Origin of the sequence: Micromonospora sp. LH3U1 (assembly GCF_028475105.1) — a bacterium.
GTDB lineage: Bacteria > Actinomycetota > Actinomycetes > Mycobacteriales > Micromonosporaceae > Micromonospora.
On sequence record NZ_CP116936.1, the window covers coordinates 4,878,181 to 4,904,095 of the forward strand.

20 protein-coding genes are annotated in these 25,915 nt (G+C 71.5%); 6 read left to right on the forward strand and 14 right to left on the reverse strand.

The features are described from left to right. Positions 1-4 precede the first annotated feature (4 nt). Positions 5-892 (reverse strand): phosphatase PAP2 family protein, encoded by an 888-nt coding sequence (locus PCA76_RS22255; RefSeq protein WP_272612421.1) that lies wholly within the window; start codon positions 890-892, stop codon positions 5-7. Positions 893-1,077: 185 nt separating this feature from the next. On the opposite strand from PCA76_RS22255, the gene PCA76_RS22260 reads away from it, so the two are divergent. Beyond that, positions 1,078-1,710, forward strand: a complete 633-nt coding sequence (locus tag PCA76_RS22260) for a DUF3159 domain-containing protein (RefSeq protein ID WP_272619514.1) — start codon at positions 1,078-1,080, stop codon at positions 1,708-1,710. Between the two features lie 317 nt (positions 1,711-2,027). Here the strand turns inward: PCA76_RS22260 and PCA76_RS22265 are convergent, their stop codons facing one another. Further along, positions 2,028-4,934: a glycoside hydrolase family 48 protein gene (locus PCA76_RS22265; RefSeq protein ID WP_272612422.1), complete on the reverse strand. Its 2,907-nt coding sequence runs from the start codon at positions 4,932-4,934 to the stop codon at positions 2,028-2,030. A gap of 805 nt (positions 4,935-5,739) precedes the next feature. On the opposite strand from PCA76_RS22265, the gene PCA76_RS22270 reads away from it, so the two are divergent. Next, complete coding sequence (locus PCA76_RS22270; RefSeq protein ID WP_272612423.1) at positions 5,740-7,083, forward strand: GH1 family beta-glucosidase; 1,344 nt, start codon at positions 5,740-5,742, stop codon at positions 7,081-7,083. Positions 7,084-7,165: 82 nt separating this feature from the next. Here PCA76_RS22270 and PCA76_RS22275 read toward each other — a convergent pair whose 3' ends face one another. The 3 genes from PCA76_RS22275 to PCA76_RS22285 form a co-directional block, all read right to left on the reverse strand. After that, positions 7,166-7,588 carry a roadblock/LC7 domain-containing protein gene (locus PCA76_RS22275; RefSeq protein WP_272612424.1) on the reverse strand — a complete coding sequence of 141 codons (423 nt, stop codon included), beginning with the start codon at positions 7,586-7,588 and terminating at the stop codon, positions 7,166-7,168. Further along, positions 7,585-9,987, reverse strand: a complete 2,403-nt coding sequence (locus tag PCA76_RS22280; protein ID WP_272612425.1) for a nitrate- and nitrite sensing domain-containing protein — start codon at positions 9,985-9,987, stop codon at positions 7,585-7,587. The genes PCA76_RS22275 and PCA76_RS22280 overlap by 4 nt, the downstream gene beginning before the upstream one ends. A gap of 216 nt (positions 9,988-10,203) precedes the next feature. After that, positions 10,204-11,616, reverse strand: a complete 1,413-nt coding sequence (locus tag PCA76_RS22285) for an FGGY family carbohydrate kinase (RefSeq protein WP_272612426.1) — start codon at positions 11,614-11,616, stop codon at positions 10,204-10,206. Positions 11,617-11,820: 204 nt separating this feature from the next. Between PCA76_RS22285 and PCA76_RS22290 the strand changes: the two genes are divergently transcribed. Continuing rightward, on the forward strand, positions 11,821-13,743 hold the full coding sequence (locus PCA76_RS22290; protein WP_272612427.1) for an anthranilate synthase family protein: 1,923 nt from the start codon (positions 11,821-11,823) through the stop codon (positions 13,741-13,743). A gap of 87 nt (positions 13,744-13,830) precedes the next feature. On the opposite strand, the gene wrbA is transcribed toward PCA76_RS22290, so the two are convergent. From wrbA to PCA76_RS22310, 4 genes are all read right to left on the reverse strand, one after another. Continuing rightward, complete coding sequence (wrbA, locus tag PCA76_RS22295; RefSeq protein WP_272612428.1) at positions 13,831-14,448, reverse strand: NAD(P)H:quinone oxidoreductase; 618 nt, start codon at positions 14,446-14,448, stop codon at positions 13,831-13,833. A gap of 308 nt (positions 14,449-14,756) precedes the next feature. Beyond that, positions 14,757-15,125, reverse strand: a complete 369-nt coding sequence (locus PCA76_RS22300) for a DUF3037 domain-containing protein (RefSeq protein WP_272612429.1) — start codon at positions 15,123-15,125, stop codon at positions 14,757-14,759. After that, positions 15,122-15,880 (reverse strand): HipA family kinase, encoded by a 759-nt coding sequence (locus tag PCA76_RS22305; RefSeq protein ID WP_272612430.1) that lies wholly within the window; start codon positions 15,878-15,880, stop codon positions 15,122-15,124. Before PCA76_RS22305 ends, PCA76_RS22300 begins: the two co-directional genes overlap by 4 nt. Before the next feature lie 42 nt (positions 15,881-15,922). After that, positions 15,923-16,315: a DUF4190 domain-containing protein gene (locus tag PCA76_RS22310; protein ID WP_272612431.1), complete on the reverse strand. Its 393-nt coding sequence runs from the start codon at positions 16,313-16,315 to the stop codon at positions 15,923-15,925. Positions 16,316-16,455: 140 nt separating this feature from the next. Between PCA76_RS22310 and PCA76_RS22315 the strand changes: the two genes are divergently transcribed. After that, the gene (locus PCA76_RS22315; RefSeq protein ID WP_272612432.1) at positions 16,456-17,565 is read left to right on the forward strand and encodes a winged helix DNA-binding domain-containing protein; all 1,110 of its coding nucleotides are present in this window, start codon (positions 16,456-16,458) and stop codon (positions 17,563-17,565) included. On the opposite strand, the gene malQ is transcribed toward PCA76_RS22315, so the two are convergent. The 5 genes from malQ to PCA76_RS22340 form a co-directional block, all read right to left on the reverse strand. Beyond that, complete coding sequence (gene malQ / locus PCA76_RS22320) at positions 17,562-19,562, reverse strand: 4-alpha-glucanotransferase (RefSeq protein ID WP_272612433.1); 2,001 nt, start codon at positions 19,560-19,562, stop codon at positions 17,562-17,564. The genes PCA76_RS22315 and malQ overlap by 4 nt on opposite strands. Positions 19,563-19,676: 114 nt before the next feature. Continuing rightward, positions 19,677-20,885: an ABC transporter ATP-binding protein gene (locus PCA76_RS22325; RefSeq protein WP_272612434.1), complete on the reverse strand. Its 1,209-nt coding sequence runs from the start codon at positions 20,883-20,885 to the stop codon at positions 19,677-19,679. A gap of 10 nt (positions 20,886-20,895) precedes the next feature. Then, the gene (locus PCA76_RS22330) at positions 20,896-21,738 is read right to left on the reverse strand and encodes a carbohydrate ABC transporter permease (RefSeq protein WP_272612435.1); all 843 of its coding nucleotides are present in this window, start codon (positions 21,736-21,738) and stop codon (positions 20,896-20,898) included. 1 nt (position 21,739) lies between these two features. Continuing rightward, complete coding sequence (locus PCA76_RS22335) at positions 21,740-22,714, reverse strand: carbohydrate ABC transporter permease (protein WP_442930149.1); 975 nt, start codon at positions 22,712-22,714, stop codon at positions 21,740-21,742. Next, positions 22,711-23,997 carry an ABC transporter substrate-binding protein gene (locus PCA76_RS22340; RefSeq protein ID WP_272612436.1) on the reverse strand — a complete coding sequence of 429 codons (1,287 nt, stop codon included), beginning with the start codon at positions 23,995-23,997 and terminating at the stop codon, positions 22,711-22,713. The genes PCA76_RS22335 and PCA76_RS22340 overlap by 4 nt, the downstream gene beginning before the upstream one ends. Positions 23,998-24,566: 569 nt before the next feature. Between PCA76_RS22340 and PCA76_RS22345 the strand changes: the two genes are divergently transcribed. Together PCA76_RS22345 and PCA76_RS22350 are read left to right on the forward strand one after the other, a co-directional pair. Beyond that, positions 24,567-25,271, forward strand: coding sequence for a VOC family protein (locus PCA76_RS22345; RefSeq protein ID WP_272612437.1), 705 nt, complete (start codon positions 24,567-24,569; stop codon positions 25,269-25,271). A gap of 185 nt (positions 25,272-25,456) precedes the next feature. Continuing rightward, positions 25,457-25,888, forward strand: a complete 432-nt coding sequence (locus tag PCA76_RS22350; protein WP_272612438.1) for a hypothetical protein — start codon at positions 25,457-25,459, stop codon at positions 25,886-25,888. Positions 25,889-25,915: the final 27 nt, after the last annotated feature.

Below are 25,915 nucleotides of genomic sequence, written 5' to 3' on the forward strand. Positions count from 1 at the left end.
CAGTTCAGCCCTTGACCCGGGGCACCAGCCGGTGCACGACGCTGAGCACCAGCGCCATCACCACCGCCATCGTGCCGGCGATCCCGGCGGCGCTGCCCGCGTACCCGGCGAACAGTGGCCGGCGGGCCAACTCGTCCGGCCCGGTGTCGCGCAGCTCGATCAGCCAGGCCAGGGACAGCCCGCAGGCGACCAGGGCGAGCACACCGCCCACCCCGAGCACCAGCGCGGCGATCCGGTGCGCGTCGCCGGGCGCGACCTCGGCCTGCTCCCGTTGGGTGACGAGCAGGACCAGCCCGGCCAACGCCGCCCAGACCCCCACCACCAGATACGCGGCGACCGCGTCGCTGGGCCGGTGCCAGCCGGCGGAGAGGGTGGCGACTCCGGCGGCGGCGGCGTAGCCGGCACCGATGAAGGCCCCGACCGCTCGTACCTTGCGGGGCAGCACGAGCATCAGCGCGACGGCCACCGACGCGGCCACCGTGGCGTGCCCGCTGGGCAGGCTGTTGCCCACCCCGTCGCGCTCCGGGTCGAGACCGAAGTCGGGCCGACTCAGCCCATACTTCAGCAGCTGGGTCGTGACGTTCGCTCCGGCGATCAGCAGCGTCGCGGTGATGGCCAGGGCGATCCGTCCCCGGATCAGCGCGATGAACCCGATCGTCGCGGTGGCGGCCAGCAGGGAGACCACCGACATCGCGTTGAGGATCCGGTCGACGGGGCCGTCGATGGTGTCCTGCCCGATCCGGTTGCCGGTCAGGGCGACTGTGTCCACCCACTGGCCGATCTCGGAGTGCACGGCCACCCGCCACACGGCGAGGAAGGCGGCCGCCTGGACGAGGGCCAGTACAACCAACCAGACCGCGGTCCAACCCCGTGCCGTCGCGCGCATCCGCACACCGTAGCGGCCTGTCTCAGCCAGCCGACCGGTGGCCCGCCGTCAATGGCCGGTTAGGTTGTGCCGGAGGCGAGGAGGCGGTGGTGGGCGGAACACCGGAGCGCGACAGCGGCCAGGCCGAACCCGGCCCGGACCAGCGGACGGGCGCCGACCCGGGCCTCGGAGGGCCGGCGCGGGTCGAATCGCTGGCGGATCTTCTGGGCGGGCGACGCGGTGCCGTCGACGCCACCCTGCCGCCGCTGGCGTTCGCGGCGGGCTGGTTGCTGGGCGGCGAGTCGCTGTGGGGTGGCGTCGGCGCGGCGCTGGCCGTGGGCGCGGTGGTGGCCGGCGTACGGCTGCGTCGGGGTGACCGGCCGCGTGCGGTGCTGATCGGGTTGTTGGCCGTCTGCGTCGCGGCGATCATCGCGGTGCGCACCGGCCGGGCTGAGAACTTCTTTCTGATCCAGCTGCTTTCCAATGCCGCCAGCGCCCTCGCGTGGACGGTCAGCATCGTGGTGCGTTGGCCGCTGCTCGGTGTGCTGGTCGGCGCGGTGCTGGGCCAACGCGCCCGGTGGCGGCGCGACCCGGCGCTGCTGCGCGGGTACGGCCGGGCCAGTTGGGTGTGGACGGCGACCTACCTGGTGCGGCTCGCGGTGTTCGTGCCGCTGTACGCCGGTGGGCAGGTGCTTGCGCTGGTGATTGCCCGGGTGGCCCTGACCTGGCCGCTGGTCGCCGCGGCGCTGGCACTGAGCTGGGTGGTGCTGCGGCGGTCGTTGCCGGTCGGGCACCCGGGTCTGCGTCATCCGGTCACCGTGGATCCGGCCGCACCGCAGCGCTGACCCGGGCGAAGCCGGGGACGGTTTGCGGGCAATAAAGTGGAGAGGCCGCCACGGGGGGAGCGGCCTCTCCGGTGACGTACGTTACTCCGTCATGGACTTCGGCGTGATCCCGTGACGGCCTGAATTTCTGGGCTTTTTCGCGGCTAGCTCCAGTCCGGGCGGTGGGGTGGGCCAGCCGATCCGCTGCGTTGACCAGATCGCTGACCCACCCCGGCCTGACCGTGGGAGTCAGGCCGCCCGCCGGCCAGGGCCCGGCGTTCCCCGGGACCCTGGCCGGACCCGGGGTGGGCGGTCCAGGCCACCCACCCCGGGTCGCCTCAGCCGTTCGGGAACAGGCTGCCGTAGTCGGCGTACGCCATGGCGACGTCCGCCTGCGCCCAGAACCGGTGGTAGTTGAAGCTGGGCTCCGCACCACCGTCCAGGTACGCCTGCACCTTGGGCCAGTCCGGGTCGTTCTTGTAGAAGGACCGGATGTCGAGGAAGCTCTTGCCGGCGGCGATGCTGTCGCCGTTCGGCATCTTCCCGGTCCAGCCCGACGGGACGTAGAGGCCCTGCCCGGTGGACGCGTTGTAGGTGTCGTCGAAGCGCCGGTAGTCGCCACGCTTCTCGGTGGTGGAGACGCCCTTGGCGTCGCTGACGGAGTACAGCGCGTCGAGCAGCCCCTTGGCGGTGTTCTTGGCCGCCACGTTGCCCGACTTGGCCGCGTACGCGGTCAGGGTCCGGGCGTAGGCGGCGGCGACGCCGACGTCCTGGCCCTTGACCGTGACCTCGACGTGCAGGTTGGTGTTGGGCTGCGGGTTGCTCGGGTTCCAGGTGGTCGGCTGGCCGGTCCACGCCATGTCCGACGGGATCGACCAGTTGGTGCCGACGGTGGTGTTGGCGATCGCCCACGGCACCCACTTGTCCAGCAGTGCCTTGGCCTTCGCGTTGCCGGTCTGCAGGTACAGCTCGGCGATGCGCTGCATCGACCATGCCTGCATGCCGAACCACTGGTTGGACGGCGGGTCGTTGTAGACCGGGTCGACGTCGTAGAACATGCCGTAGAAGGTGCTGGTGCCGGCCGGCGGCTGGGCGTAGCTGCCGTCCCAGCTGTTGGTGGCGCCACCGGCGATGCCACCCTCGGCGGACTGGAGCCAGGTGTAGAACTCCAGCTGCCGCTCGAAGCTCTTGGTCCAGTCGGCGACCGCGGTCGCCGACTGCGGCTTGAGCTCCGGGGTGTTGGTCAGCGCCCAGGCCGCGAACGGGTTCTGGTAGCCGAAGTGGTTGTGGCTGGAGCCGATCCGCCAGGACCAGTTCTGACTGGTGTCGTACGCGCCGCCCCAGGCGTAGTACCAGGACAGCAGGTAGTGCGCCGAGTCCTTGCCGCTGCCGGCGGGGCAGGTGCTGGCCCCGACGCAGTTGCCGATCTTCTTGAAGTACTTGTCGAACATCGCGTACCGCAGGTAGTCACCCATCTTGGCGGCCTTGGCCACGGTGGCGGCGACGTCGGCCTGCTTGCCCTGCGCCTTGGCCCAGGTCAGCGCCCAGTACGCGGCCTGCACGGCGCGGGCGTCGGCGTCCGGGGCGTTGGTGTACTTCCACTGCTTGGCGGGGGCGCCGGTGTCCTTGACGAACAGGTCGAGGTAGCCGTACTGACCGCCGTGCTTGAAGGTGTCGCAGGACGGCTGCGGGACGGTCTCCCACACCGACTCCTGGGTGCCCCGCTGGAAGGTGTTGATGTAGGCCGGCTTGCTGGTGCCGTCGCCGCAGCGGCCGAAGCCGTAGGTGTTGTCGACGTCCAGCAGCCAGTGCATGCCGTAGATGTCGCCGGTGCCGTAGGTGGACTGCAACTCCGAGCGGAGTGGGTCCTGCCCTACCGAGATGTTCGGGTTCAGCGCCGAGGGGTACTGGCTGGGCAGGTTGTACTCCGCGGCGTACTGCGGGGTGCCCGCGGAGCCCGCGGTCGGCTGGTCGGCGTGCGTCGGGATGATGTATTTCTCCATCACCGTCCAGGCGTTGTTGAACGGCGCCCAGTTCTGGGTGACCCGCCCGTAGTTCGCCTCCAACCACAGCCAGAAGCTGAACGCCTCCGACGTGGTCTCGTGCCCGTGGTCGGGCGCCTCGACGATCAGCGTCTCCACCGAGTGGTACGGCACGCCCTCGGGGCTGAAGTAGCCCGAGTTCTTGATCTTGCCGTACTGCTCCAGGAAGCGGGCGACGTAGGTGTTGTCACCGCCCGGGGTGTCGTTGTCGATCTCGGTGGCGGTGACCACCAGCGGGGCGAGACCGGTGGCGGAGGCGGTGATGGTGGCGGTGCCGCCGGCCGTGTCGGTGTCCTCCGCCGCGGCGACCGTGACGGTGACCCCGGTGTTCCAGTTGGTCGGAGTCAGCGTGACGGTGGCCGGAGAGACCGTGACATCGGTGTCGCCGGTGCGGACGAGGGTGACCGGAACGCTGGTCGTCGGCGCAGCGCTGAGCTTCAGGTTGAAGGTGGCGGTGCCACCCTCGGTGACGCTCACCGCGGACGGGGTGGCGACCAGCGTCGGGCCCGTGGCGGCGGTGACCGTGAACGCCTTTTCGGCGACCCCGACACCGTTGGCGTTGTCGTACGCCTTGGCCTGGACGGTGTAGCTGCCGGCCGGGAGGTCCTCCTGGGTGTAGGCGTACGGAGCGGTGGTGTCGGTGTTGATCAGCAGGCCGTTGCGGTAGAACTCGACCTTGCTGATCGTCCCGTCCGGGTCGCTGGCGGTGGCGGTCAGCGGCACGTCGGCCGGCGCGGTGAACGGCCCGGTCGGCAGGTCGAGGGAGACCGTCGGCGGCTGGTTGGCCGGGGTGCCGTTGCAGGGTGTGCCGTTGAGGGTGAACGCGGTGGGCTTCGGGTTGCTCCCCGAGTGGGAGCCGTTGAAGCCGATGGTGGTGGAGGCCCCGGTGCCGAGGTTGCCGTTGTACGACTCGTTGGTCGCGGTGACCTCGCTGCCGGACTGACTGAACCTGGCCGACCAGCCCTGGGTGACCCGTTGACTGCTGTTCGGGAAGGTCCACTTGAGCGTCCAGCTGCTGACCGGGTCGCCCAGGTTCTTGATGGTGACGTTGGCGGTGAAGCCAGTGTTCCAGTCGTTTGTCGCATAGACCACGTCACAGGCGGGTGCGGCCTGTGCGGCGCCGGCGGGCAGGGTCACCCCGCCGACGGCGAGCGCGATGGCGGCGATGATCGCCACGCGACGGCGGCGTGCCAGTTGTCTCATGTGCGCGGTGTCTCCTCGGACCAGGCCGGGATGGTCCCCGGCGAGGCGCCTGCCCGCGAGGGTGGTGGTGCGCGGGGGATTCGAGGCGCCGGGAAGGTGGTCTCCCCGGGCCCGGCCGGGGTGGGGCAGTTCGGGTGACCGTGACCGGAAATGCGCTGCCGGCTGCCCTCGGTGGACCCGCGCTCACGCGATCTGGCTCCTGTCGCGTTGAATCGACAGTCTGCCATGGAAGCGCTCCCACAACAAGCGCGCGCGACGCCGGATCAGCTCCTTGTTTCGATCTCGTTTTGGGGCTTTCACAAAGGCGTGACGGGCGTTACAGTCGCAACATCGGTCGATGGGAGCGCTTCCATCGACAAGGTTCCAACAAGAAGATCGCCGGGACCGTCTCTGACGGGCCCGGGGAACCAGCCCGAGGGCTGACGACGGGCCAGCCCGGACGCCGTCATCAGCCATCGTCCCGCCACATGGAGGGAGGTGGAACCAGAGCCACTCGCGTGGCCCGGCTCCCGCGCGACACGCACGGCAGGACCCAAATTCCGCCCGTGTGTGTGCAGTTACGGTGGGGACGGGGGTTGCCCTCCCCCGTCCCCACACTAAACCCCCGTACACGATAGGAAAAGAGGCCGACGGGACAGGCGCGCTGCGCCGCCCGGCGGCCTCGTTCGCTGCTCGGGGCCCCACCCGCCTCCCACCCGCCATCGCCGGCCGCCAGGACAGCCGGCTGACCGGGTCGGCCGCGTCTGCCCTATCATGGGAGCGCTCCCGAATTTCGGCGGTGGCCCCGTATCCATGAGGAGAATCCATGTCGATACCTACCGGGCCCGCCGGCCCGCTGCGCTTCCCTGACAACTTCGGCTGGGGCGCGGCCACCTCCGCGTACCAGATCGAAGGCGCCGCCAAGGAGGACGGGCGCGGCGAGTCGGTCTGGGACACCTTCAGCCGCGTCCCAGGGCGCACCCGCAACGGCGACACCGGCGACGTGGCCGCCGACCACTACCACAGGTACGCCGAGGACCTCGACCTCATGCGCGACCTCGGGTTGCGCAGCTACCGCTTCTCCATCTCCTGGCCACGGATCCAGCCCGACGGCACCGGCGCGCCCAACCAGCGCGGGCTCGACTTCTACCGCCGCCTCGTCGACGGCCTGCTCGAACGCGGGATCACCCCGATGGCCACCCTGTTCCACTGGGACACCCCGCAGGCGCTGCAGGACGCCGGCGGCTGGGAGTCGCGCGACACCGCCCACCGCTTCGCCGACTACGCCGACGCGGTCTTCCGCGCCCTCGGCGACCGGGTGCCGGCCTGGCTCACCATCAACGAGCCCAAGACCGTGGTGCAGAACGGCTACCTCATCGGCCACCACGCCCCCGGCCGGCAGGACCCGGACGCCGCCTACCTGGTCGCCCACCACCTGCAACTCGCGCACGGGCTCGCGGTCGGCGCGCTGCGGGCCACCGGCAGCGGCAGCCGGATCGGCCCGGCGCTCAACCTGCACCCCTGCTACCCCGCCGACGACTCCCCCCAGGCTGCCGCGGCCGCCCGCCTCTACGACGGCTACGAGAACCGCCTCTACCTCGACTCCCTGCTCAAGGGCAGCTACCCGGAGGACGTGCTGGCCGACCTGGGCCCGCAGAGCCGGATGGTCCAGGGCATCCGCGACGGCGACCTGGCGATCATCTCCGAGCCGGTCGACCTGCTGGCCGTTCAGTACTACACGCCGATCTACGTCACCGCCGACGGCGGCACCGAGCACCGCTGGTCGACCTCCGAGGCCGAGTGGCAGCAGATCTACCCCGATGGGATGTACGACATCCTGACCCGGGTCACCAGCGACTACGGCCCGATCCCACTCACCGTCACCGAGAACGGGCTGCCCACACCGGACACCCTCGCCTCGGACGGCACCGTCCACGACGCGGGTCGGATCAGCTTCCTGCGCGACCACCTCGCCGCCGCGCACCGGGCCATCGCCGCCGGGGTGCCGCTGGAGAGCTTCCACGTCTGGTCGCTGCTGGACAACTTCGAGTGGGCCGAGGGGTACGACCAGCGGTGGGGACTGGTCTACGTGGACTACCCGACCCAGCGGCGGGTGCTCAAGAGCAGCGCCACCTGGTACCGCTCAGTCATCGCCGACGGCGGCTTCTGAAAACAGGCCGCCACCCGGACGTCCGGGCCCGGACGGTTCGGCTCCGCTGAGCCGGTGACCGTCCGGGACCCGGCCGGGTTGATCAGCGGGGCAGGGCCTGCTGCAACTCCGCCCGCAGCGCCGGAGTGAGCATCTCCCCCGCCTGCTTGGCCAGCCGGGCCATCTCGTAGCCCACCACACCGATGTCCGCGTCACCCGCGGCCAGCGTGGCCAGGATCGAACCGTCGCGTACCTGCATCACCAGGAAATAACCGCGGCCCATCTCGACCACCGTCTGCTTGACGATGTCGCCGTCGAACAGCTGGGCCGCGCCCGCGGTGATGCTCATCAGCCCGGAGGTCACCGCGGCCAGCTTGTCCGCGTTGTCTCGGGGGAGGTGATCGGAGATCGCCACCAGCAACCCGTCAGAGGAGACCACCACCGCGTGTGCCACGCCCGGCACCCGGTCGGCGAACGCGCTCACCAGCCAGCTCAGGTCACGCGCTTCCTGGCTCAACGTCGTCACTGTCGTCGTCCCCCTTCATCGTGCCCCCCGTACGGTGGCACGGGTATCTCGGTGGTGTCCTCGGCCTCGGCGCGCCGAACCCCGCTGTAGAGCCGGGAGAGCATGCCGCCGACCGCATCCGGGTCCGGGTCGACGCGGGTCGCCGCCGACACCGGCTGCGCCGACCGGGTGACCGCGCTCAACTGCGCCATCGGCACCCGCATCGGCAACCCCCGCTCATTCGTGCCGGCGGTCACCGGGATGGCCGGCGGTGCCGCCGCCGCGGGCACTGCCGGCGCGAACGGGCCCTGCCGCGACCACCAACCCCCGCCGTCTTCGCGGGCGGCGGCCGGGTTCAGCACGTCCTCGGCTCGCACCGGCACCGGACGGGCCTGACGCGGCACGGCGACGCCCGGCGGGCGGCCAGCCACCGGCAGGTCCCGCACTCCAGTGCCCGGACCGGTGACACCGCGCTGCGGGGCCACTCCCCGGGCCGCGCTCGTGGCCAGCATCCGGGCCGGCGCGGGCGGATCCAGCTCCGCCGGGCCTGCCGGGGCCAGCAGCACCGCAGGCATCGCGAGCCGGGCGACCAAGCCACCCTGGCCGCCGTCCAGCCGCACCCCCAGGCCCAGACGGGCGGCCAGGTGGCTGACCACGAAGAGGCCCATCCGTTCCACCGCCGCGACGTCCGCGGCCGGAGGGCTGGCCAGCACCGCGTTCGCCTCAGCCAGCGCGTCCGGACTCATACCCAGGCCCTGGTCGGCGATCTCGATCAGCGGGGTCGTGCCCTCGACCCGGGCGGTCACCAGCACTGTGGTGTCCGGGCGGGAGAAAGCCGTGGCGTTCTCCAACAGCTCGGCCAGCAGGTGCACCAGCTCTCCGACGGCGTGCCCGACCACGTACACGTCGGCCACCGACTCGATGCGGACCCGCTTGTACTGCTCGATCTCCGCGGCGGCGGCCAGCAGCACCGCGCCGAGGCCGACCGGCCGGTTCCACCGGCGGGTGGAGTCGGTGCCGGCGAGCACCAGCAGACTCTCGTCGTTGCGGCGCATACGGGCGGCCAGGTGATCGAGTTTGAACAGGTTCTCCAGTTGGTCCGGGTCGCTCTCCTCGCGCTCCAGATCGTCCAGCAGCTCCAGTTGTCGCTCCACCAGCACCTGGCTACGGCGGGCCAGGTTGACGAACATCGCGTTGACGTTGCGACGCATGAGCGCCTGCTCGACGGCGACCGTGACCGCACTGCGGTGCACCGCCACGAACGCCTCGGCCAGCTCGCCGATCTCGTCGAGTGAGCGGACCACCGCGGGCGCGACCTCGATGGCGGGCACCCCGCCGGTGACGGCCTTCAGACGGTCCAGTGCGTCCGGCAGCTCAACCTGCGCGATCCGGAGCGCCTGGCTCCGCAGCAGGCGCATCGACCGGGCGACCGACCGCCCGACGAGCAACGAGATCAGCAGGGCGACCAGCAGGACCGCGACGATCCCGCCGACGACCAGCAGGGTGTCCCGGAGCTGACCGTCGCTGGCATCGTCGGCCTGCCGCACGGCGTCGTCCAGCACGCCCGCCTCAAGCTGCCGCAGCAGCTCGTGGCGCTGCTGGCTGGCCGACCACCACTGCTCCGACGGCAGCACGGCGGGCGGCACGCCGCCGGCCGGCAGGCTGCGTTCCTCCAGCCGGGTGGCGGTCAGGAAGATCGGAACCGACGAGGTCTCGTCGTACCGGCGGATCTGGTCGGTGGTCGCGGCAACCCGGAACGCGCCGAGCGCGGTCAGCTGCTGGGCGCGCAGATCGGTGAGGAGCACCCGGTCGTCGGTGCTGTACCCACCGGCGCGGGCGGCGGCGTAGAGCTCGCCCCGAACCCGGGAGGAGAGCTCCTTGACCCGGGCCAGCTGGACGTAGCGCAGCACCGCGTCATTCAACGCCGGCTGGTCCTGACCAGGGTCCGGCTCGGCGAGCAGGTCGAGCATCGCGCCGATGGCCCGGTGGTAGTTGCTCAGGATGGTGTCGCTGCTCAGCACCGCCGGCAGGATCGCCGGCCGGATGTCGACCACCTGGTCGTACGCCGCCAACGCCTCGGAGAAGGCGACCCGCCAGGACGCGTCGGCGTCCGCCAGCGGCTCGGCGGCCCGACGCAGGTCCACGATGGCCCGATCGGAGGCCGCCTGCAACGGCTTCAGGTCGGTCGCCGCGGTGCCCCGGTCGCCGCCGTTGCGCAGCTCACCCAGCTCTCCCGCCGAGCGGTCGCGCTCCTGCTGGAGCTCGTGCACCACAGCGGTGATCTGCCGGCCGATGCCGACCTGGCCGGAGAAGTCGTTCAAGGCCGTCGTCCGCCCCACCAGCGCGCTGGTCTGCACACCGGCGAGCAGCAGGAACGCCATCGACGGCACCATCAGCACGGTGGCGAGCTTCGTGCTCATCCGCCAGTCTTGCAGCCGGAATGGCGACCGACGCCGGTGTGGAACAACTCGGACGTCGAAGCGGCGCCGGCGATGGTTCGACACCGCGCCGTTCGCCGGGTCGGGACCTACCGCCACCCTGTCTCCTCCCTCCAACCGCGTCCACCGCGGTCCGGGGAGCGGAGTCCATCCAACCAGGCTCGGGAGCGCTGTCAACGGCCCGGGCAACGCGGAGGTTCAGGAAGGATACTGCGGGTGGGATCGTCCTGCCGTGGTCGGCAGAACCAGCTCGTCCGTCCGGCCGATATCGGCGAGCTCGATCGCCTCGCCGAACCGACCCAGCGCGACCAGTGCCGCCCCGGTGGCGCCGATCTCCGGATTGCGTTGGTGCGACACCGGTCGCGGTGCGAGCGCGGTGGCGAAGGCCTGCCGCCACCACACCGAAGCTGCTACCGCACCCCCGCCCAACACCACACCGACCGGTTTGTCGATCGTGGACTCGAGCACCGCGAGATCCTCGGCGACCAGCCCACACAGCCCCTGCATCAGCCCGGCCAGGATGTCCACCGAGGTGGTGCTGAAGCTGAGGCCGTGCAGCTGGCCGGAGCCCGCCGGCACCAGACCGGGCGGACGGTCGCCACCGAAGCGGGGGTCGGCCGGTCGGCCACCGCCCGCCGGCACCAGCGCCAGCGCCGCGTCCAGCTCCGCGCCCTGCGGCAACCGCAGCTCCCGGTTCGCCCAGGCGAACAGGTTGCCACCGCTGGAGTACGCCGCCCCGGTCACCACGTGGTCGTGGTCGACCCGGTAACGCCACAGCCGTTCGGGGAGCCGTGGCATCGGTTCGCCGGCCGGGATCCGCTGCATCAGCCGTACGGCCGCGGAGGTGCCCACGGTGACGGCGGCCCGGCTCGGGTCGACGCAGCCCGAACCGACGTTCGACGCTCCACCGTCACCCACCGGCGGTGACCACCGGACCTGCGCCAGCTGCGGCCAACGGCGGGCCTTGTCGGCCCGCAGCCGGCCGTGCCAGTCCAGCTCGCCGAGGGGCGGCAGATCCTGCGGACGCGCCCCGGCCAGCGTCAGCGCCTCCTCGTCCCAGCGCAGGGTACGCAGGTCCAGCAGACCGGTCCCGGAGGCCTGGGAGACCGACATGGGCGCCGAGTCGAGCAGCTCGCCCAGCACGTACTCGGGCAGGCCGACGAACCGGGCGATCGGGGTGCCGGACTGCTCACGCAACCAGGGCAACCGCATCGACCAGTACGAGCGGTGCCACCAACAGCCGGTGCGCTGGTGGAAGCCGTCCGGGTCGGACGGGCCCGCCGTATCGCCGACCGGCGCGGGCCGGGTGTCCAGCCAGGTGACCACCGGGCCGAGCGGGGCGCCGTCGCGGTCCAGCGGAAGCACGGAGTGCCACTGGGCGGAGACCGCCACCAGGTTGACGTCGTGCAGGTGCCCCGCGTCGGCCAGCTCATCCAGGCACTCGACCAGGGAGGCGAGATAGTCGGGGCCGGACAGGGTGCCGGTGCCGTCATCGCCGATGGCGAGGTCGACCTTGCGCCGGGCCAGAGCGCCGGGCAGCGGTCGGGTGTCCTCGTCCAGCACCAGCCCACGTACCGAGGAGGTGCCCAGGTCGAGCGCGAGAATGTTCATCGCCGGTCAAGTTACCCGGTGCCAGCCGGCCGACGGGCGCGTAGGGTGGATCACATGCTCGCGCATCTGTCCTGCTGGTGGCCCGCCAACCCGGCGGCCATCTCCCGCGCGTAGCTCCATCCACGCGGCCGCCCTCAAGGCGGTCGCCGGATCTCCCGGCCGAATGGCCGCCCGACGGCGGCGCCCGGCCCGACGGAGACTCCGATGACCCACCTGACCGACCTGCTCGCCGCCGTCGCCCACGGTGTCGACCCTGGCCCCTTCGCGCTGCTGCGCCGCGAGGGCGCGGACGAACTGGAGCTGTTCACCGGCCCGGTCGAGACCGTCGACCGGCTCGCGGACATCCCGCTGACGCCGGTCACGCCCGGGGCGCAGACCCTGGCCCTGGTGCCGTTCCGGCAGATCATCGAGCGCGGCTTCGCCTGCGTCGACGACGGCGCTCCGCTGGAGTGCCTACAGGTCCGCGAGCATCGGCGGATCGCCCTGGCCGACGCCCTGGCCGCGCTGCCCGACGAACCGGTCCGCACCGTCGACGCCGCCTTCGACGTCACCGACGAGGACTACGCGCGGACCGTGCAGCGGGTGCTTGCCGAGGAGATCGGCAGCGGCGAGGGCGCGAACTTCGTCATCCACCGCACGCTGAACGCCACCGTGCAGGGCCCACCGCTGACGGCCGCGCTGGCCGCGCTGCGCCGGCTGCTGGTCGCCGAGCGCGGCGCGTACTGGACCTTCGTGGTGCACACCGGCACGCGGACGCTGGTCGGCGCCAGCCCGGAACGGCACGTCAGCGTCGACGACGGGCTGGTGATGATGAACCCGATCAGCGGCACCTTCCGGTGCGCCGGTGGCACCCCGGACCGGGCGGCGCTGCTGCGCTTCCTCGCCGACCAGAAGGAGGTCGAGGAGCTGTACATGGTGCTCGACGAGGAGCTGAAGATGATGGCCACCGTCGCCGAGCACGGCGGCCAGGTGATCGGTCCGTACCTGAAGGAGATGTCGCACCTGGCGCACACCGAGTACCTGCTCGCCGGGCAGGGCACCCGTGACGTGCGGGAGGTGTTGCGCGAGACCATGTTCGCCCCCACCGTGACGGGCAGCCCGATGGAGAACGCCTGCCGGGTGATCGCCCGGCACGAGCGCCGAGGCCGGGGTTACTACGCGGGCGTGCTGGCGCTGCTCGGCCACGACGAGGCCGGCCGGCAGACCCTCGACGCCCCGATCCTGATCCGTACCGCCGAGATCTCCCCCGCCGGCCGGCTGCGGGTGCCGGTGGGCGCCACCCTGGTCCGGCACTCGACGGCGGCCGGCGAGGTGGCCGAGACACACGCCAAGGCGGCCGGTGTGCTGGCCGCGCTCGGCCTCGGGCCGGCGGCGCCCGCCGGCGGCGGCGGGCCGGTCGCGCGGCTGGCCGACGACCCGGCGGTACGCGACGCGCTGGCCGCGCGCAACGCACCACTGGCGCGGTTCTGGCTGGACCAGCGGGCACCGGACGCACCCGGGCTGCCCGGGCTGGCCGGCAGCCGAGCGTTGATCGTGGACGCCGAGGACACCTTCACCGGGATGCTGGCGCACCAACTGGGCGCGTTGGGTCTCGCGGTGACCATCCGGCCGTGGCACGCCAGCGGCCCTGTCGACACCTACGACCTGGTGGTGGTCGGTCCCGGGCCGGGCGACCCGGGCAGCCCGGACGAGCCGAAGATGGTGGCGCTGCGGAGCCTGCTGGCCGGGCTGCTGGCGACCGGCCGACCCACCCTCGCGGTCTGCCTCGGCCACCAGGTGCTGGCCGGATTGCTGCGGTTGCCACTGCACCGCCGGGACGCGCCCTACCAGGGGTTGCAGCGGGAGGTGTCACTGTTCGGCCGGAGCCGCCGGGTCGGGTTCTACTCGACGTTCACCGCCCGCGCCGAGGCGGACCACCTGACCACCGCGTACGGGCCGGTGGAGCTGGCCCGGGACGAGAGCGACGGCGCCGTCCACGCCCTACGGGGGCAGGGCTTCGCCGGGGTGCAGTTCCACCCGGAGTCGGTGCTCAGCCCCGACGGGCTCGCTGTGCTGACCGAGCTGGTGACCGACCTGCTGCCGGCATCGCACACGGACGAGTTGTCCGCAACGGGCGGACGCGCATAGTCGCCCTACCCCGGGGGTAGGGCTGGATCGACCGGTGGCGCGGACGGGCCGAGAGCCCCCGCCCGCGCCACCGGTCACCGTCGCCCGTCAGCCGGCCATGCCCGCCTTCAGTGCAGCCCCCATCAGCACCGCGCGCCGAGCGGTGAGCGCGCAGGCGCCGAGCGCCACGGCGTCCGGGGCGATCTCCCCGTTGTTGCTCGTGTGCGAGGCGCCGTACGGGTTGCCGGCGATGAACTGGCTGGTGTCGGTGTAACCGGGGGTGACCACGACACCGCCCCAGTGGTAGAAGACGTTGAAGAGCGAGGTCAGCGTGGTCTCCTGCCCCCCGTGCGAGGTCGCCGTCGAGGTGAAGGCGGAGTAGACCTTGTTGGCCAGCGCGCCCTGCGCCCAGAGCGGGCCGGTGGTGTCGATGAACTGCTTCAGCTGGGCCGCGACCATGCCGTACCGGGTCGGCGCGCCGAGGATCACCACGTCGGCCCAGGACAGGTCGTCGACCATCGCCTCGGGCACGTCCTGGGTCTCCAGGCGGTGCGCCTGCCAGCCGGAGTTGGAGCGGATGGCCTCGTCCGGCGCCAACTCTCGCACCTTGCGCAGACGCACGTCGGCACCCGCGTCTCCGGCGGCCTCGCACACGGCCTGCGCCATCTGGTACGTGGTGCCGGTAGCGCTGTAGTAGATCACCGCTACCTTGGTCTGGGCAGCCATCAGATGTTCCCCTTCTCGTTTCGGGTCAGCTCCCGCGACTACCCGTCGAGCGCGATCCCTAACGAGGACGCCCGCACGGTCCCACGTACCGGTCCACCGGGCTCAAGTTTTCCGCAACTTACCGGTCGTTCCCGCCCCGCGCCCCGCGCGGACGGCGATCCTGAAGCCATCGGTGCCGGCGGGACTGATCCGCCGCCCCGCACCGGGCACCTGAACGGGGGATCGCGCTCCGCCAGCAACGGCGCTGGCGTAGCGCGATCAGGGGACGCCCGCCGCGCTCAGCTGGCACCCTTCGGCGCCGCCGACGCTCAGCGGACCAGGGCCGCCATCAGCCGGTCCAGCTCGGCCGCCGGGTCGTTGGTGAGCCCGGTGTGCACCGGCCCCGTCTGGATCATCGTGCTGCGCGGCGCGGCGAGCCAGTGGAACCGTTCACCGAGCCTCATCCGGGTCGCCGGCCCGTCACCGGAGCAGGTCCGGTCCCAGGAGTCGAGCACCGCGGCGACCGCCGGCAGATCGACGTCGGGTGCGAGTGCGCGGACCCGGTCGGCATCCAGGTGTGTCCGCGCGGCCAGGAAGTCGCGCTGCTGGCAGTAGAGCAACACCCCAACGTTGATCTGCTCGCCGCGCTCGATGCGGGGCACCAGCCGGATCAGCGCGTACTCGAAGGGCTGCCTCACGCGGCGCTCCCCTGTGGCAGCCAGTCGGCCGTGCGGCCGACCCGGCGGGACAGGTGCGTCAGGTACGCGGCACGCGCGGCGTCGGCCGTCTCGAAGTCGGCAGCCGTCAGCCACTCCGCCGGCACCAGCGCGAGCACCTCGGTGAGCAGCTCCGGGGTGACCCGAGGGGCCAACTCGGCGTCGGCCTCGGCCATCCTCGTCGCGTACGGCGCCAGCACGTGGTCCTCAGCTCGGTAGGCCCGGTGCACCGCCGCCTCGGCACGCGGCCAGTTGTGGTGGAAGTACAGCGAGGCGCCGTGGTCGATCAGCCACAGCTCCCGGTGCCACACCAGCAGGTTCGGGTTGCGCCAGCTCCGGTCGACGTTCTCCACGTACGCGTCGAACCAGAGCACGCGGGAGGCCAGCGCCGGGTCGACGGGGTGTGCCACCGGGTCGAAGCCCAGCGCCCCGGGCAGGAAGTCCATGCCCAGGTTGGCGCCGCCGCTGTTGCGCAGCAGCTCCTGCACCTCCTGGTCGGGCTCGGCCCGCCCGATCACCGGGTCGATGTCGAGCACCACCAGCGGGGGCACCCGCAGCTCCAGACGGCGGGCCAGTTCGCCGCAGATCACCTCGGCGATCAGCGCCTTGGGTCCTTGGCCGGCACCCCGGAACTTCGCCACGTACGTGCCGAGGTCGTCGGCCTCCACGACGCCAGGCAGCGACCCGCCCTCGCGCAGCGGGGTGACGTAGCGGATCGCGGTGACCTGGCGGAGCACGTCGCCCACCCTACTGTGATCTCCGCCCGCGCCCGCCGTGGGTCAGTCCAGCTTGTCGCGCAGCTTGTCTACCTGGGTCTGGAGGCGGTCCACCGCGTTCTCGTTGTTGACGAACGTGGAGATGCCCGCGGCCAGACCGAGGCCGATCAGCACGGCAAGGATGCTGAGCACCAGGCCGCCGATCGACACGCCACGGCCGGTGACCCCGGGTCGGCCCGCCATCTTGAGGCCGACGACGCCGAGGATGATCCCGATGATCCCGAGCACCAGCCCCAGCGGGGCCAGGATCGCCGTCAACACGCTGAAGAGACCGGCCACCCCGAACACCAGGGCGAAGGTCGCGGCGGCGCTCGTCTTCGCGCGGGCATCCCCCCGATGGGTCCGGGACCCGGCCGGTGCGCCGGCACCCCGGGCCGGCTCGCTTGCGGCAGTCATGAGATTCCCTTCCGCACGCGCGGCGCGCGCACTTCCAGCGAGCCGCTTTCCCACGACGACCGCCGTTACGCCTCCCGTCAAGCAGGAGTGTCGGTGACCGGCCCTAGGCTGGCGGCCCGGCCACCGGAAAGGGGCGCCCGATGTCTGTCGATCTCAGCGCGGCCGACGCGTTGGCGCTGCGGATGACCAGTCTGCTGCTGCGCCCGCATCCGAGCATCCGGCCCGGCACCGTCGCCGAGGTGGTCGACTGGTTCGGCGCGATGCAGGCGCAGGACCTCGCGAGCGGCCTGTGGTCGCTGGGCGCCCGGCTGCCGGGCCGCACCCTGGCCGACGTGCAGGCCGCGCTGGAACGGCGCGAGGCGCTGCGCACCTGGCCGATGCGGGGCACGGTGCACCTCGTCCCACCCGCCGACGCGCGCTGGATGCTGGAGCTGACCGGCGTCCGTTCGCTGGCCGGCGCGGCGACCCGCCGGGCCCAGCTCGGGCTCACCGAAGCCGACGCGGACCGGGCGGTGGACGTCCTCGGCGCCGCGTTGGCCGGCGGCGGCCGGCTCACCCGGGCGCAGTGCCTGGCCACCCTGCGCGCGGCCGGCCTGGGCACCGACGGCCAGCGCGGCTACCACCTGATCTGGTACGCGAGTGTGCGCGGTGTGACCTGCGTGGCACCGAACGTCGGCACCGACCAGACCTTCGCCCTGCTCGACGAGTGGGCGCCCGAGTCACGCCGACTGGACCGGGACGAGGCGCTCGCCCTGCTCGCGCACCGCTATGTCCGCGGGCACGGCCCGGTCACCGCCCGCGAGTTCGCCGGCTGGTCCGGCCTGACGCTGACCGACGCGCGGCGAGGGCTGGGCGCCGCCGGCGACAAGCTGAGCACGGTACGCGTCGACGACGAGGCGATGCACGTCGACGCGGCGGTGGCCGATGCGCCGCGCACCACGGTCGACGACGTGCTGGCGCTGCCCGGGTTCGACGAATATCTGCTCGGCTACCGGGACCGCACGCTGATGCTCGACCCCGCGCACCAGGCCGCCGTGGTGCCGGGAAACAACGGCATCTTCCAGGCCACCGTGGTCCACGCGGGCCGGGTGGTGGGCCTGTGGAAGCGCCGGCTGGGCCGGACCGCGGTCACCGTGACGATCAAGCCGCTGACGCCGCTCGCCACCACCACGCGCGCCCGGGTGGAGCAGGCCCTGATGCGGTACGCCGACTTCGTGGGGCTGCCGCCCCGGTTCGACTGGTCGGCCTAGACGGCGTCAGTCGGTGTGGCCGGCGGCTGACCCCCACGCGGCCGGGCTGTGGTCAGGAGGTCGACGATCCGGGCTGCCCGGGGGTCCGTGCGGATCTGCGCCACGGTGGCCGGCAGTGGCAGTCGCCAGTTCGGATATTCGTCCACCGTGCCCGGCATGTTGGGCTGGCGCACCTCGCCCAGCACGTCGTAGAGGGAGACACCGATCAGCCGGGCCGGGCTTGCCGCGAGCGCGGCGTGCATCCCGACCACCACCTCACCGTCGTCAGGCTGAGCCTGCTCTGACCCCGGGTCGGGCGTCTGCGGCAGCAGCGCCTCGTCGCGCAGCATCGTCAGCAGACGCTCCCGGTCGGCGACGGCTCGGGCCCGTTCCACCGTCACGTCGGTGCTGAGCAGCTTCAACTCGTCGCGCACCCGTACGTGCTCACCGGTCAGGAAGCCCGGCGCGGTGGGCAGGTCGTGGGTGGAGATCGTGGCGAGGGCGTTGCGCGGCCACCGGGCCGGTGGGACGAAGTCACCCTCGTCGTCGCGCGCGAACCACAGCACGGTGGAGCCGAGCATGTTGCGCCCGCGCAACCCTCGGGTCACCGTTGGTTGGACGGTGCCGAGATCCTCACCGACCACCACCGCGCCGGCCCGGTGCGCCTCCAGCGCGAGGATGCCCAGCATCGCCTCGGCGTCGTAGCGGACATAGGTGCCCTCGGCCGCTCCGCCGCCCGGCGGCACCCACCACAGCCGCCACAGGCCGGCGACGTGGTCGACCCGCAGGCCAGCCGCGTGCCGCAGGGTCCGGCGCAGCATGTCCCGGTAGGCCGCGTAGCCGGTTGCGGCGAGCCGGTCCGGGCGCCACGCGGCGAGCCCCCAGTCCTGGCCGAGCTGGTTGAAGTCGTCCGGCGGTGCGCCGACCCGCACGCCCTGGGCCAGCACGTCGGCGAGCTGCCAACCGTCCGCGCCGCCCGGGTCGATGCCGACGGCCAGGTCGTGCACGACGCCGACCGGCATCCCGGCCGACCGGGCCGCCGCCGTGACGGCGTCGAGCTGCTCGTCGCACAGGTGTTGCAGCCAGGCGTGGAAGGCCACCCGGTCGGCGAGCTGCCGACGCTGCTCGGCGACCGCCGGGGCGTCCGGGTGGTGCAGCTCCGCCGGCCAGGCACGCCAGTCGTTGCCGTGCCGCTCGGCCAGCGCGCACCAGGTGGCGAAGCTGACCAGTGCCGGGTCCGCCGCAAGGTCCACCGGCTGGGCGTACGGGTGCAGCAGCTCCAGGGCGTGCCGCTTGGCGGCCCACACCCCGTCGTAGTCGATCAGGTCACCACGGTCGGGGCGCAACGCGTCGACCACCGCACGGGTCGCCGGGTCCGCCGCCCGGTACGCGCCGGTGTCGCTGACCCGCAGGTAGAGCGGGTTGACGAAGCGTCGACTGGCTGGCGAATAGGGTGAGGCGGCGACCGGGTGCGCCGGCCCGACCGCGTGCAGCGGGTTGAGCAGCACCAGCCCCGCACCGGTGGCACCGGCCCACCCGGTGAACTCGGCGAGGTCACCGAGGTCGCCCATGCCCCAGGAGCGTTCCGAGCTGAGCGCGTAGAGCTGGAGCATCCAACCCCAGGTGCGCGGCGGCACCGGCAGCCGGCGGGGCACCACCACCAGCGTCACCTCCCGGCCGGCGCAGGCCAGCCGGTGCCAGCCCAGCGGCAGGTCTGACGGCAACTCGCCGTCGACAGCGCGGCGGCCACCGTCCTCGAGGGTCACCACACCGGCGCCGGGCAGTGCCCGGGTGGTGCCGTGGGCGAGCACGACCGTCTCCGGCAGTGCGCCCCGATCGACCGCGCGGGCGGCGGCGAGTGCGTCGGCGATGGCCGACGGGCTGGTGGCGTCCACGCCGAGCAGGCCGAGCACGCCCACGACCGTCTCCGGGGCGACCTCGACGCGGCGGTGCCGCCAGTCCTCATACCAGGTGGACACGCCGTGTGCGTTGGCCAGCGCGGCCAGTCGTCGATTCATCCCGTACCCCGCTTCGCGACGCGACCTGCGACCACCTTGCCACGGCCGGGCGTGCGCCGCAGGGCGCGACGGGGCCGGCGGGCGAACCCGCCGGCCCCACCACGGTGGACGCTGTCAGTCGGCGAGCGCGCCGGCCGCCCGGCCCTCGTGCAGGGTCAGGTTGCGGCCGGTGGTCGGGTCGAACAGGTGGATCTTCTCCAGGTTGAACCAGACCCGTCGCGACTGTCCCTCGGCGACCGGGGACTCCGCCGACAGCCGGGTCACCAGGTTGCCTCCGGCGCCGGCGAAGTCAGCGGAACCGGCGTCGGCGGCCAGCTCCTCCAGCTCGGCGGCGCTGGCCCGCTCCCCCTCGACGGTGAAGTAGACGTACTTGTCCGAGCCCATCGACTCGACGATGTCCACGGGCGCCTCGAACTCGATGCCCCGGCGGCGGGTGTCCTCGTCGACCAGTTCGGCGTCCTCGAAGTGCTCGGGGCGAATGCCGAGGATCAGCTCGCGGGGCGCGTCGGCCGCCTCCAGCTCGCGGCGTACCCGGTCGCCGAGCGGCACGTCACCCAGGGCGGTGTGCAGCCCACCGTCCTGTACGGCGGCGTGCAGGAAGTTCATCGACGGCGAACCGATGAAGCCGGCCACGAAGAGGTTGCGCGGGTGGTCGTACAACTCCTGGGGAGGGCCGACCTGCTGCACCGCGCCCCCGCGCATGATCACCACGCGATCGCCGAGGGTCATCGCCTCGGTCTGGTCGTGCGTGACGTAGACGGTGGTGGTGCCGAGCTGCTTCTGCAGGCGGGACACCACCGTCCGCATCTGCACCCGCAGCTTCGCGTCGAGGTTGGACAACGGCTCGTCCATCAGGAACGCCTTCGGCTGGCGGACGATCGCTCGGCCCATCGCCACCCGCTGCCGCTGCCCGCCGGAGAGGTTCGCCGGCTTGCGGTCGAGCAGCGTGGTCAGCTCCAGCACCTTCGCGGCCTCGTCGACCTTCCGGTTGATGGTCTCCTTGTCCAGCTTCGCCAGCCGCAGCGGGAACGCCATGTTCTCCCGCACGGTCATGTTCGGGTACAGCGCGTAGGACTGGAACACCATGGCGATGTCCCGGTCCCGGGGAGCCTTGTCGTTGACCCGCTGGCCGGCGATGCGCAGCTCACCGGAGCTGATGTCCTCCAACCCGGCGATCATGTTGAGGGTGGTGGACTTGCCGCAGCCCGAGGGTCCGACCAGGATCACGAACTCGCCGTCGGCGATCTCCAGGTCGACGTCCTGCACGGCGACGGTCCCGTCCGGGAAACTCTTGCTCACCTTGTCGAGCACGATGTCAGCCATGACTACTCACCTATCCCTTGACTGCGCCGGAGGTCAGACCGGACACGATCCGGCGCTGGAAGAAGAGGACGAACAGGATGATCGGAACGGTGATCACCACTGCGGCGGCGCAGATCGCCCCGGTGGGGTCCTCGAACTGCGACTCGCCGGTGAAGAACGACAAGGCGACCGGCACCGTACGGGCGCGTTCGGTGGAGGTCAGCGTGATGGCGAAGAGGAAGTCGTTCCAGCAGAAGATGAAGACCAGGATCGCCGTGGTGAACAACCCGGGCGCGGCCAGCGGAGCGATCACCCGACGGAACGCCTGACCCTGGGTGGCGCCGTCCATCTTCGCCGCCTTCTCCAGGTCCCAGGGGATCTGCTTGAAGAACGCCGACAGCGTGTAGATCGCCAGCGGCAACGCGAAGGTGATGTACGGCAGGATCAGCCCGGGCCAGGTGTCGAAGAGGCCGAGCTGACGCTCGATCTCGAACAGCGGCGACACCAGTGACACCTGCGGGAACATGGCGATCAGCAGGGAGACGCCGACCAGCAGTCGCTTTCCGGGGAAGTCCAGCCGGCTGATCGCGTACGCGGCCATCGCGCCGAGCACCACCGCGATCAGTGTGGCGATCAGCGCGATGCCGATGGAGTTGACCAGCGCCCGGACGAACTGGTCGGTGTCGAAGATCGTCTTGTAGTTGTCCAGCGTCCACTCCCGGGGGATGAAGTTCCCGTCGGTGAGGGTGGCCGGTGTCTTGAACGACAGCGACGCGATCCACAGCACCGGGACGAGCGCGAAGACGACCACGAGGACGTCCAGCAGACCCCAGCGCAGCTTGGCGCGGGTGGTGGTTGCGGTACCGGTGGCCATGTCAGCGCCTCTCCCCGTCGTCGCTGCCCGGGGCAGCGGTGCCGAACAGCTTCACGAAGATGAAGGCGATGATCGCCACGGTGATGAAGATCAGCACCGACATCGTCGAGCCGATGCCGAGGTTGAGACCCCGGATCAGGTTGTTGTAGGCGAGCATCGACACCGACGAGGTCTCGTTGCCTCCGGCGGTCAGCACGAAGATGTTGTCGAAGACCCGGAACGCGTCCAGGGTGCGGAACAGCAACGCGACGAGGATCGCCGGCTTCATCACCGGCAGCATCACCTTCGTGAACTTCTGCCAGGCGGTCGCACCGTCGGTGGAGGCGGCCTTGAGCAGGTCCTCCGGCACCAGCGCCAGCCCGGCCATCAGCAGCAGCGCCATGAACGGGGTGGTCTTCCAGATCTCCGCGAGCATGATGATCGCCAGTGAGCTGGCCCGCTCGGTGAGCGGTGCGCCGTCGCTGAACAGGTTGGCCAGGTAGCCGGTGCCCGGCGTCCAGGCGTACCGCCAGGAGAACGCGGCGACCACGGTGACGATCCCGTACGGGATGAGCGCCGACGTCCGAACCAGACCGCGGCCGATCAGGGTGCGGTGCATGATGATCGCCAGGCCCATGCCGAGCACCAGCTCGACGGCCACGGTGACCACCGTGATCAGCATGGTCACCCCGAAGGCGGTCCACCAGAAGTCGTTGGTGAGCACGGTGACGTAGTTCTCCAGCCCGATGAACTTGCGCTCGTCGGGGAAGCGCAGGTCGAAGCGCTGCAACGACAGCCAGACCGAGTAGATGATCGGGTACGCGGTCACCGCGACCATGACCAGCGCGGCGGGCGCGCAGAGCAGCAGGCCGAGCTTGCGTTCGGCCTTCTTGTTCTCGCTCAGCGGCGGCTTACGGCGCCCGCCGCGTTGGGTGGGCACGGTGGCGCGCTGGCCGTCGGTCTTCTCCGTGGTCGCAGTGGCGGCGGGCCGGGTCACGGCAGGACCCCCTTCGACTGGAGTGCGTCGGCGATGGCCTTGCGCAACTCGTCCGCGGTCTGCTGCGGACGGATCGCCGACGGCGGCGAAAGGATCGCCGACATCACTGTGGAGATGCTCTGGTAGGCGGGGGTCAGGGGACGGGTCGCCGGGTCCTTCAGCTCCTCCAGGATGGTGTCCTTCATCGGGTACGCCTCAGTCATCTCCGGCTCGTCGTAGACGGCCTCGATGGTGGGCGGCACGCCGTCGTTGATGGCGGAGAACTTCTGGTGCTCGGCGCTGCGGATGCACCGGCCCGCCTCGAAGGACATCTCCGGGTGCTTGGAGTAGGAGCTGACGGCCAGGTTGACCCCGCCGATGGTGACCTTGCTGGGGGTGTTCTCGTCGACGCCGGGAATCCGGGCCCAGCCGACCTGCTTGGCGAGGTCAGGGTTCGCCTCCTGCAGGGCCGGGTAGACGAACGGCCAGTTCACCTGGAACGCGCCCGAGCCGGACTGGAACTCCAGCCGGACCGGGTCCTCGGTGGCGTTGGTGAACGACGGCGAGGTCACGCCCGACGTGGCGAAGCGCTTCAACTGGTCCAGCGCCCGCACCGTGCCCTCGTCCATCACGGCCTTCGTGCCGTCGTCGTTGAGGATCTTTCCACCGGCGCTCTCGGCCAGGGTGTTGTAGAGGACGACAAGACCCTCGTACTGGGCGCCCATGGTGAGTACCTGGTACGGCTTGCCCTGCTCCTTGAGCTGCTGGGCCGCACTGATCATCTGGTCCCAGGTCGTCGGCGGTTGGGGCACCAGGTCCTTGCGGTACCAGAGCAGCTGCACGTTGGTGTTCTTCGGCGCCGCGTACAGCTTGTCCTCGTAGCGGGCGGTGTCCAGCGGTCCGGCGAGCGTGCCCTGCTCGACCTCCGTCTTGTCCTGGCCGGTCCACTCGCGGATCCAGTCGGCGCTGGCGAACTCCTGGGTCCAGGTGACGTCCAGGCCGAGCAGGTCCATCCCGCTGTCCTCGGCGGCGAGCCGGCGCACCATCTGCACCCGCTGGTCGTCGGCCTGTCGGGGCAGCACCCGGTAGGCGATCCGGTACCGCCCCTGTGCCTGTGCGTTGCAGTCGTCGACGACCTTCTGCAGATTCTGCTCGGGCGGGTAGTACAGGTTGATCGTCGGTGGGCCACCCGCGTCGTCCGCTCCGCACGCGGCCAGCGGTGCGACCAGCGCCAGCGCGGCGGCCGCCGCGCCAAGCCGAACAATCGACCGACGCCGGTGTCGAGCCGTTTCGGGGTCTGTCATTGCCCTCCCCCTCTCTTCGGCGAGAACCGGGGAGGGCATCCGTGCCCCGGTGCACGGCGAGGTATTCCGAGCCCGTGAGCTGCGGAAACGCTCCAGGCTCGGATGCTCCGTGCGGCTACACTGCCCCACCCGCGAAGCAACGAAACCTGGCTCCTTCGTGGCGCGCTGGACATGTGCCTGCTGGCACTGCTGGCACGCGAGCCCGCGCACGGCTACGAGTTGATCGCCATGGTCCTGGCCGCGCTTGCTGGCGCCACGGTTCTGGCACGTCACCTGTCGCTCCGCGAGGGTCAGGCAGCTTCCGCCACCTCCCACACAGACGCCACGACTTTCAGACCCGCGTGAAGTGCCGCCGAATGCTTGCATCACCCGCCAGATCTGGCGGTCTTGGACAGTTACCGTTCGGGCGGAACGGAAACTGTCCAAGATCTACCCTGCCAGCTCCCGCGACCGGCGTCGCCGGCACGGTCGGGACCACTCGACCGACCCGGCGGCCTGGAAGGCGTTCGTCGGTTACGCCAAGCAGCACTGAGCCCCACAGGTCCGCCCGGACCAGGCATGCTGGGAGCATGATCGCCCGATTCAAGGATCTCTGCCTGGACGCCGCCGACCCGCTCGCGTTGGGCGCCTTCTGGGCCCGGATGCTCGAGGCCGACGTGGCTGACGCCGGCGACGGCGACACCCGAATCGATCCCCGCTTCGCGCGCTCCGACGCCGAGTCGATCTGGGTGAACCGGGTGCCCGAGCCGCGTGTCGGCAAGACGCGCGTACACCTGGATCTGCGGTTGGCCGACGCGAAGCCGGCGGCGCTGCTCGCGGCCGGCGCCCGACTGGTCCGCGAACCGGACGACGAGGCCGGCTGGTGGGTGCTGGCCGACCCGGAGGGCAATGAGTTCTGCGCGTTCTCGGCCCGCGAGGGCACCACGCCGGGCCCGTTCGAGTTGGTCGTGGACTCGGCCGACCCGATTGCCCAGGCAACCTGGTGGGCCGGCGTGCTCGGCGGCACCGTCGAGTACGGGTCGACCAACGCGTCGGTGGTCGGCGCGTCCGGGTTCCCCTGGGACTACTGGGTCTTCGACGGGGTGCCCGAGCCCAAGACGGTCAAGAACCGCATGCACTGGGACGTCGAGCTGGTCGACCCGGAGCCGATGGCGCTGATCGCGGCCGGCGCGACGCTGCTGCGCGAACCGCTCGACAAGGCGCACTGGTGGTGGGTGCTGGCCGACCCCGAGGGCAACGAGTTCTGCGCCTTCGCACCGCGTCCCACCGGGTGAACGACCGACTACCGAGCGCGGGCGGCGTCAGCTAGCGTTTTCCTAGCGCCGCAGCCAGCGCGTTCGCCGCCGCCGTCGACACGCCTCCGGCCGACCCCAGCCTGCCCGATCGGTTGGTAATCGCGGGAACGTCCCACCGCCGCTGCCCCCGTTCGGCAGGATCGTCCCAACGAGGAGGTGCCGTCGTGCAGGACACCCGCGCTCTCGCCCTGACATTCGAGGTGAGCGGCCTGCCACCGGTCAAGACCGAAGCGTTGTCCATCTTCGCCGCCGGGCATCGGCAGGCGACGAGGGTCCGCACCCTGCTCCAGGCCGCCCTCACGGCGGCCCAGCGCACCGGCTGGACGCCGTTGCCCGGGCCGATCGAGGTGGACCTGGTCCTGCGCTGTCCGCCCGGGCACCGTACGGCCGACGCCAGCACCCTGCTCGGCGGCGTCTGCGCCGTACTGCAGGACAAGAGGCGGGTGTCGACCATCGGCCTGGCCCACCTCGGTGTCCTGGTGGACGTCGCCCTCTATGACGACGACCGGCAGATCCGCCGATTGTCGTACCACGAGGAACCGGCGGAGGACTTCTCGTACCAGGTGCGGGTCGCCGCCGTACCGACCGGGGTTTGACCGACGTCCGCGGTGGGGTATCGCGGA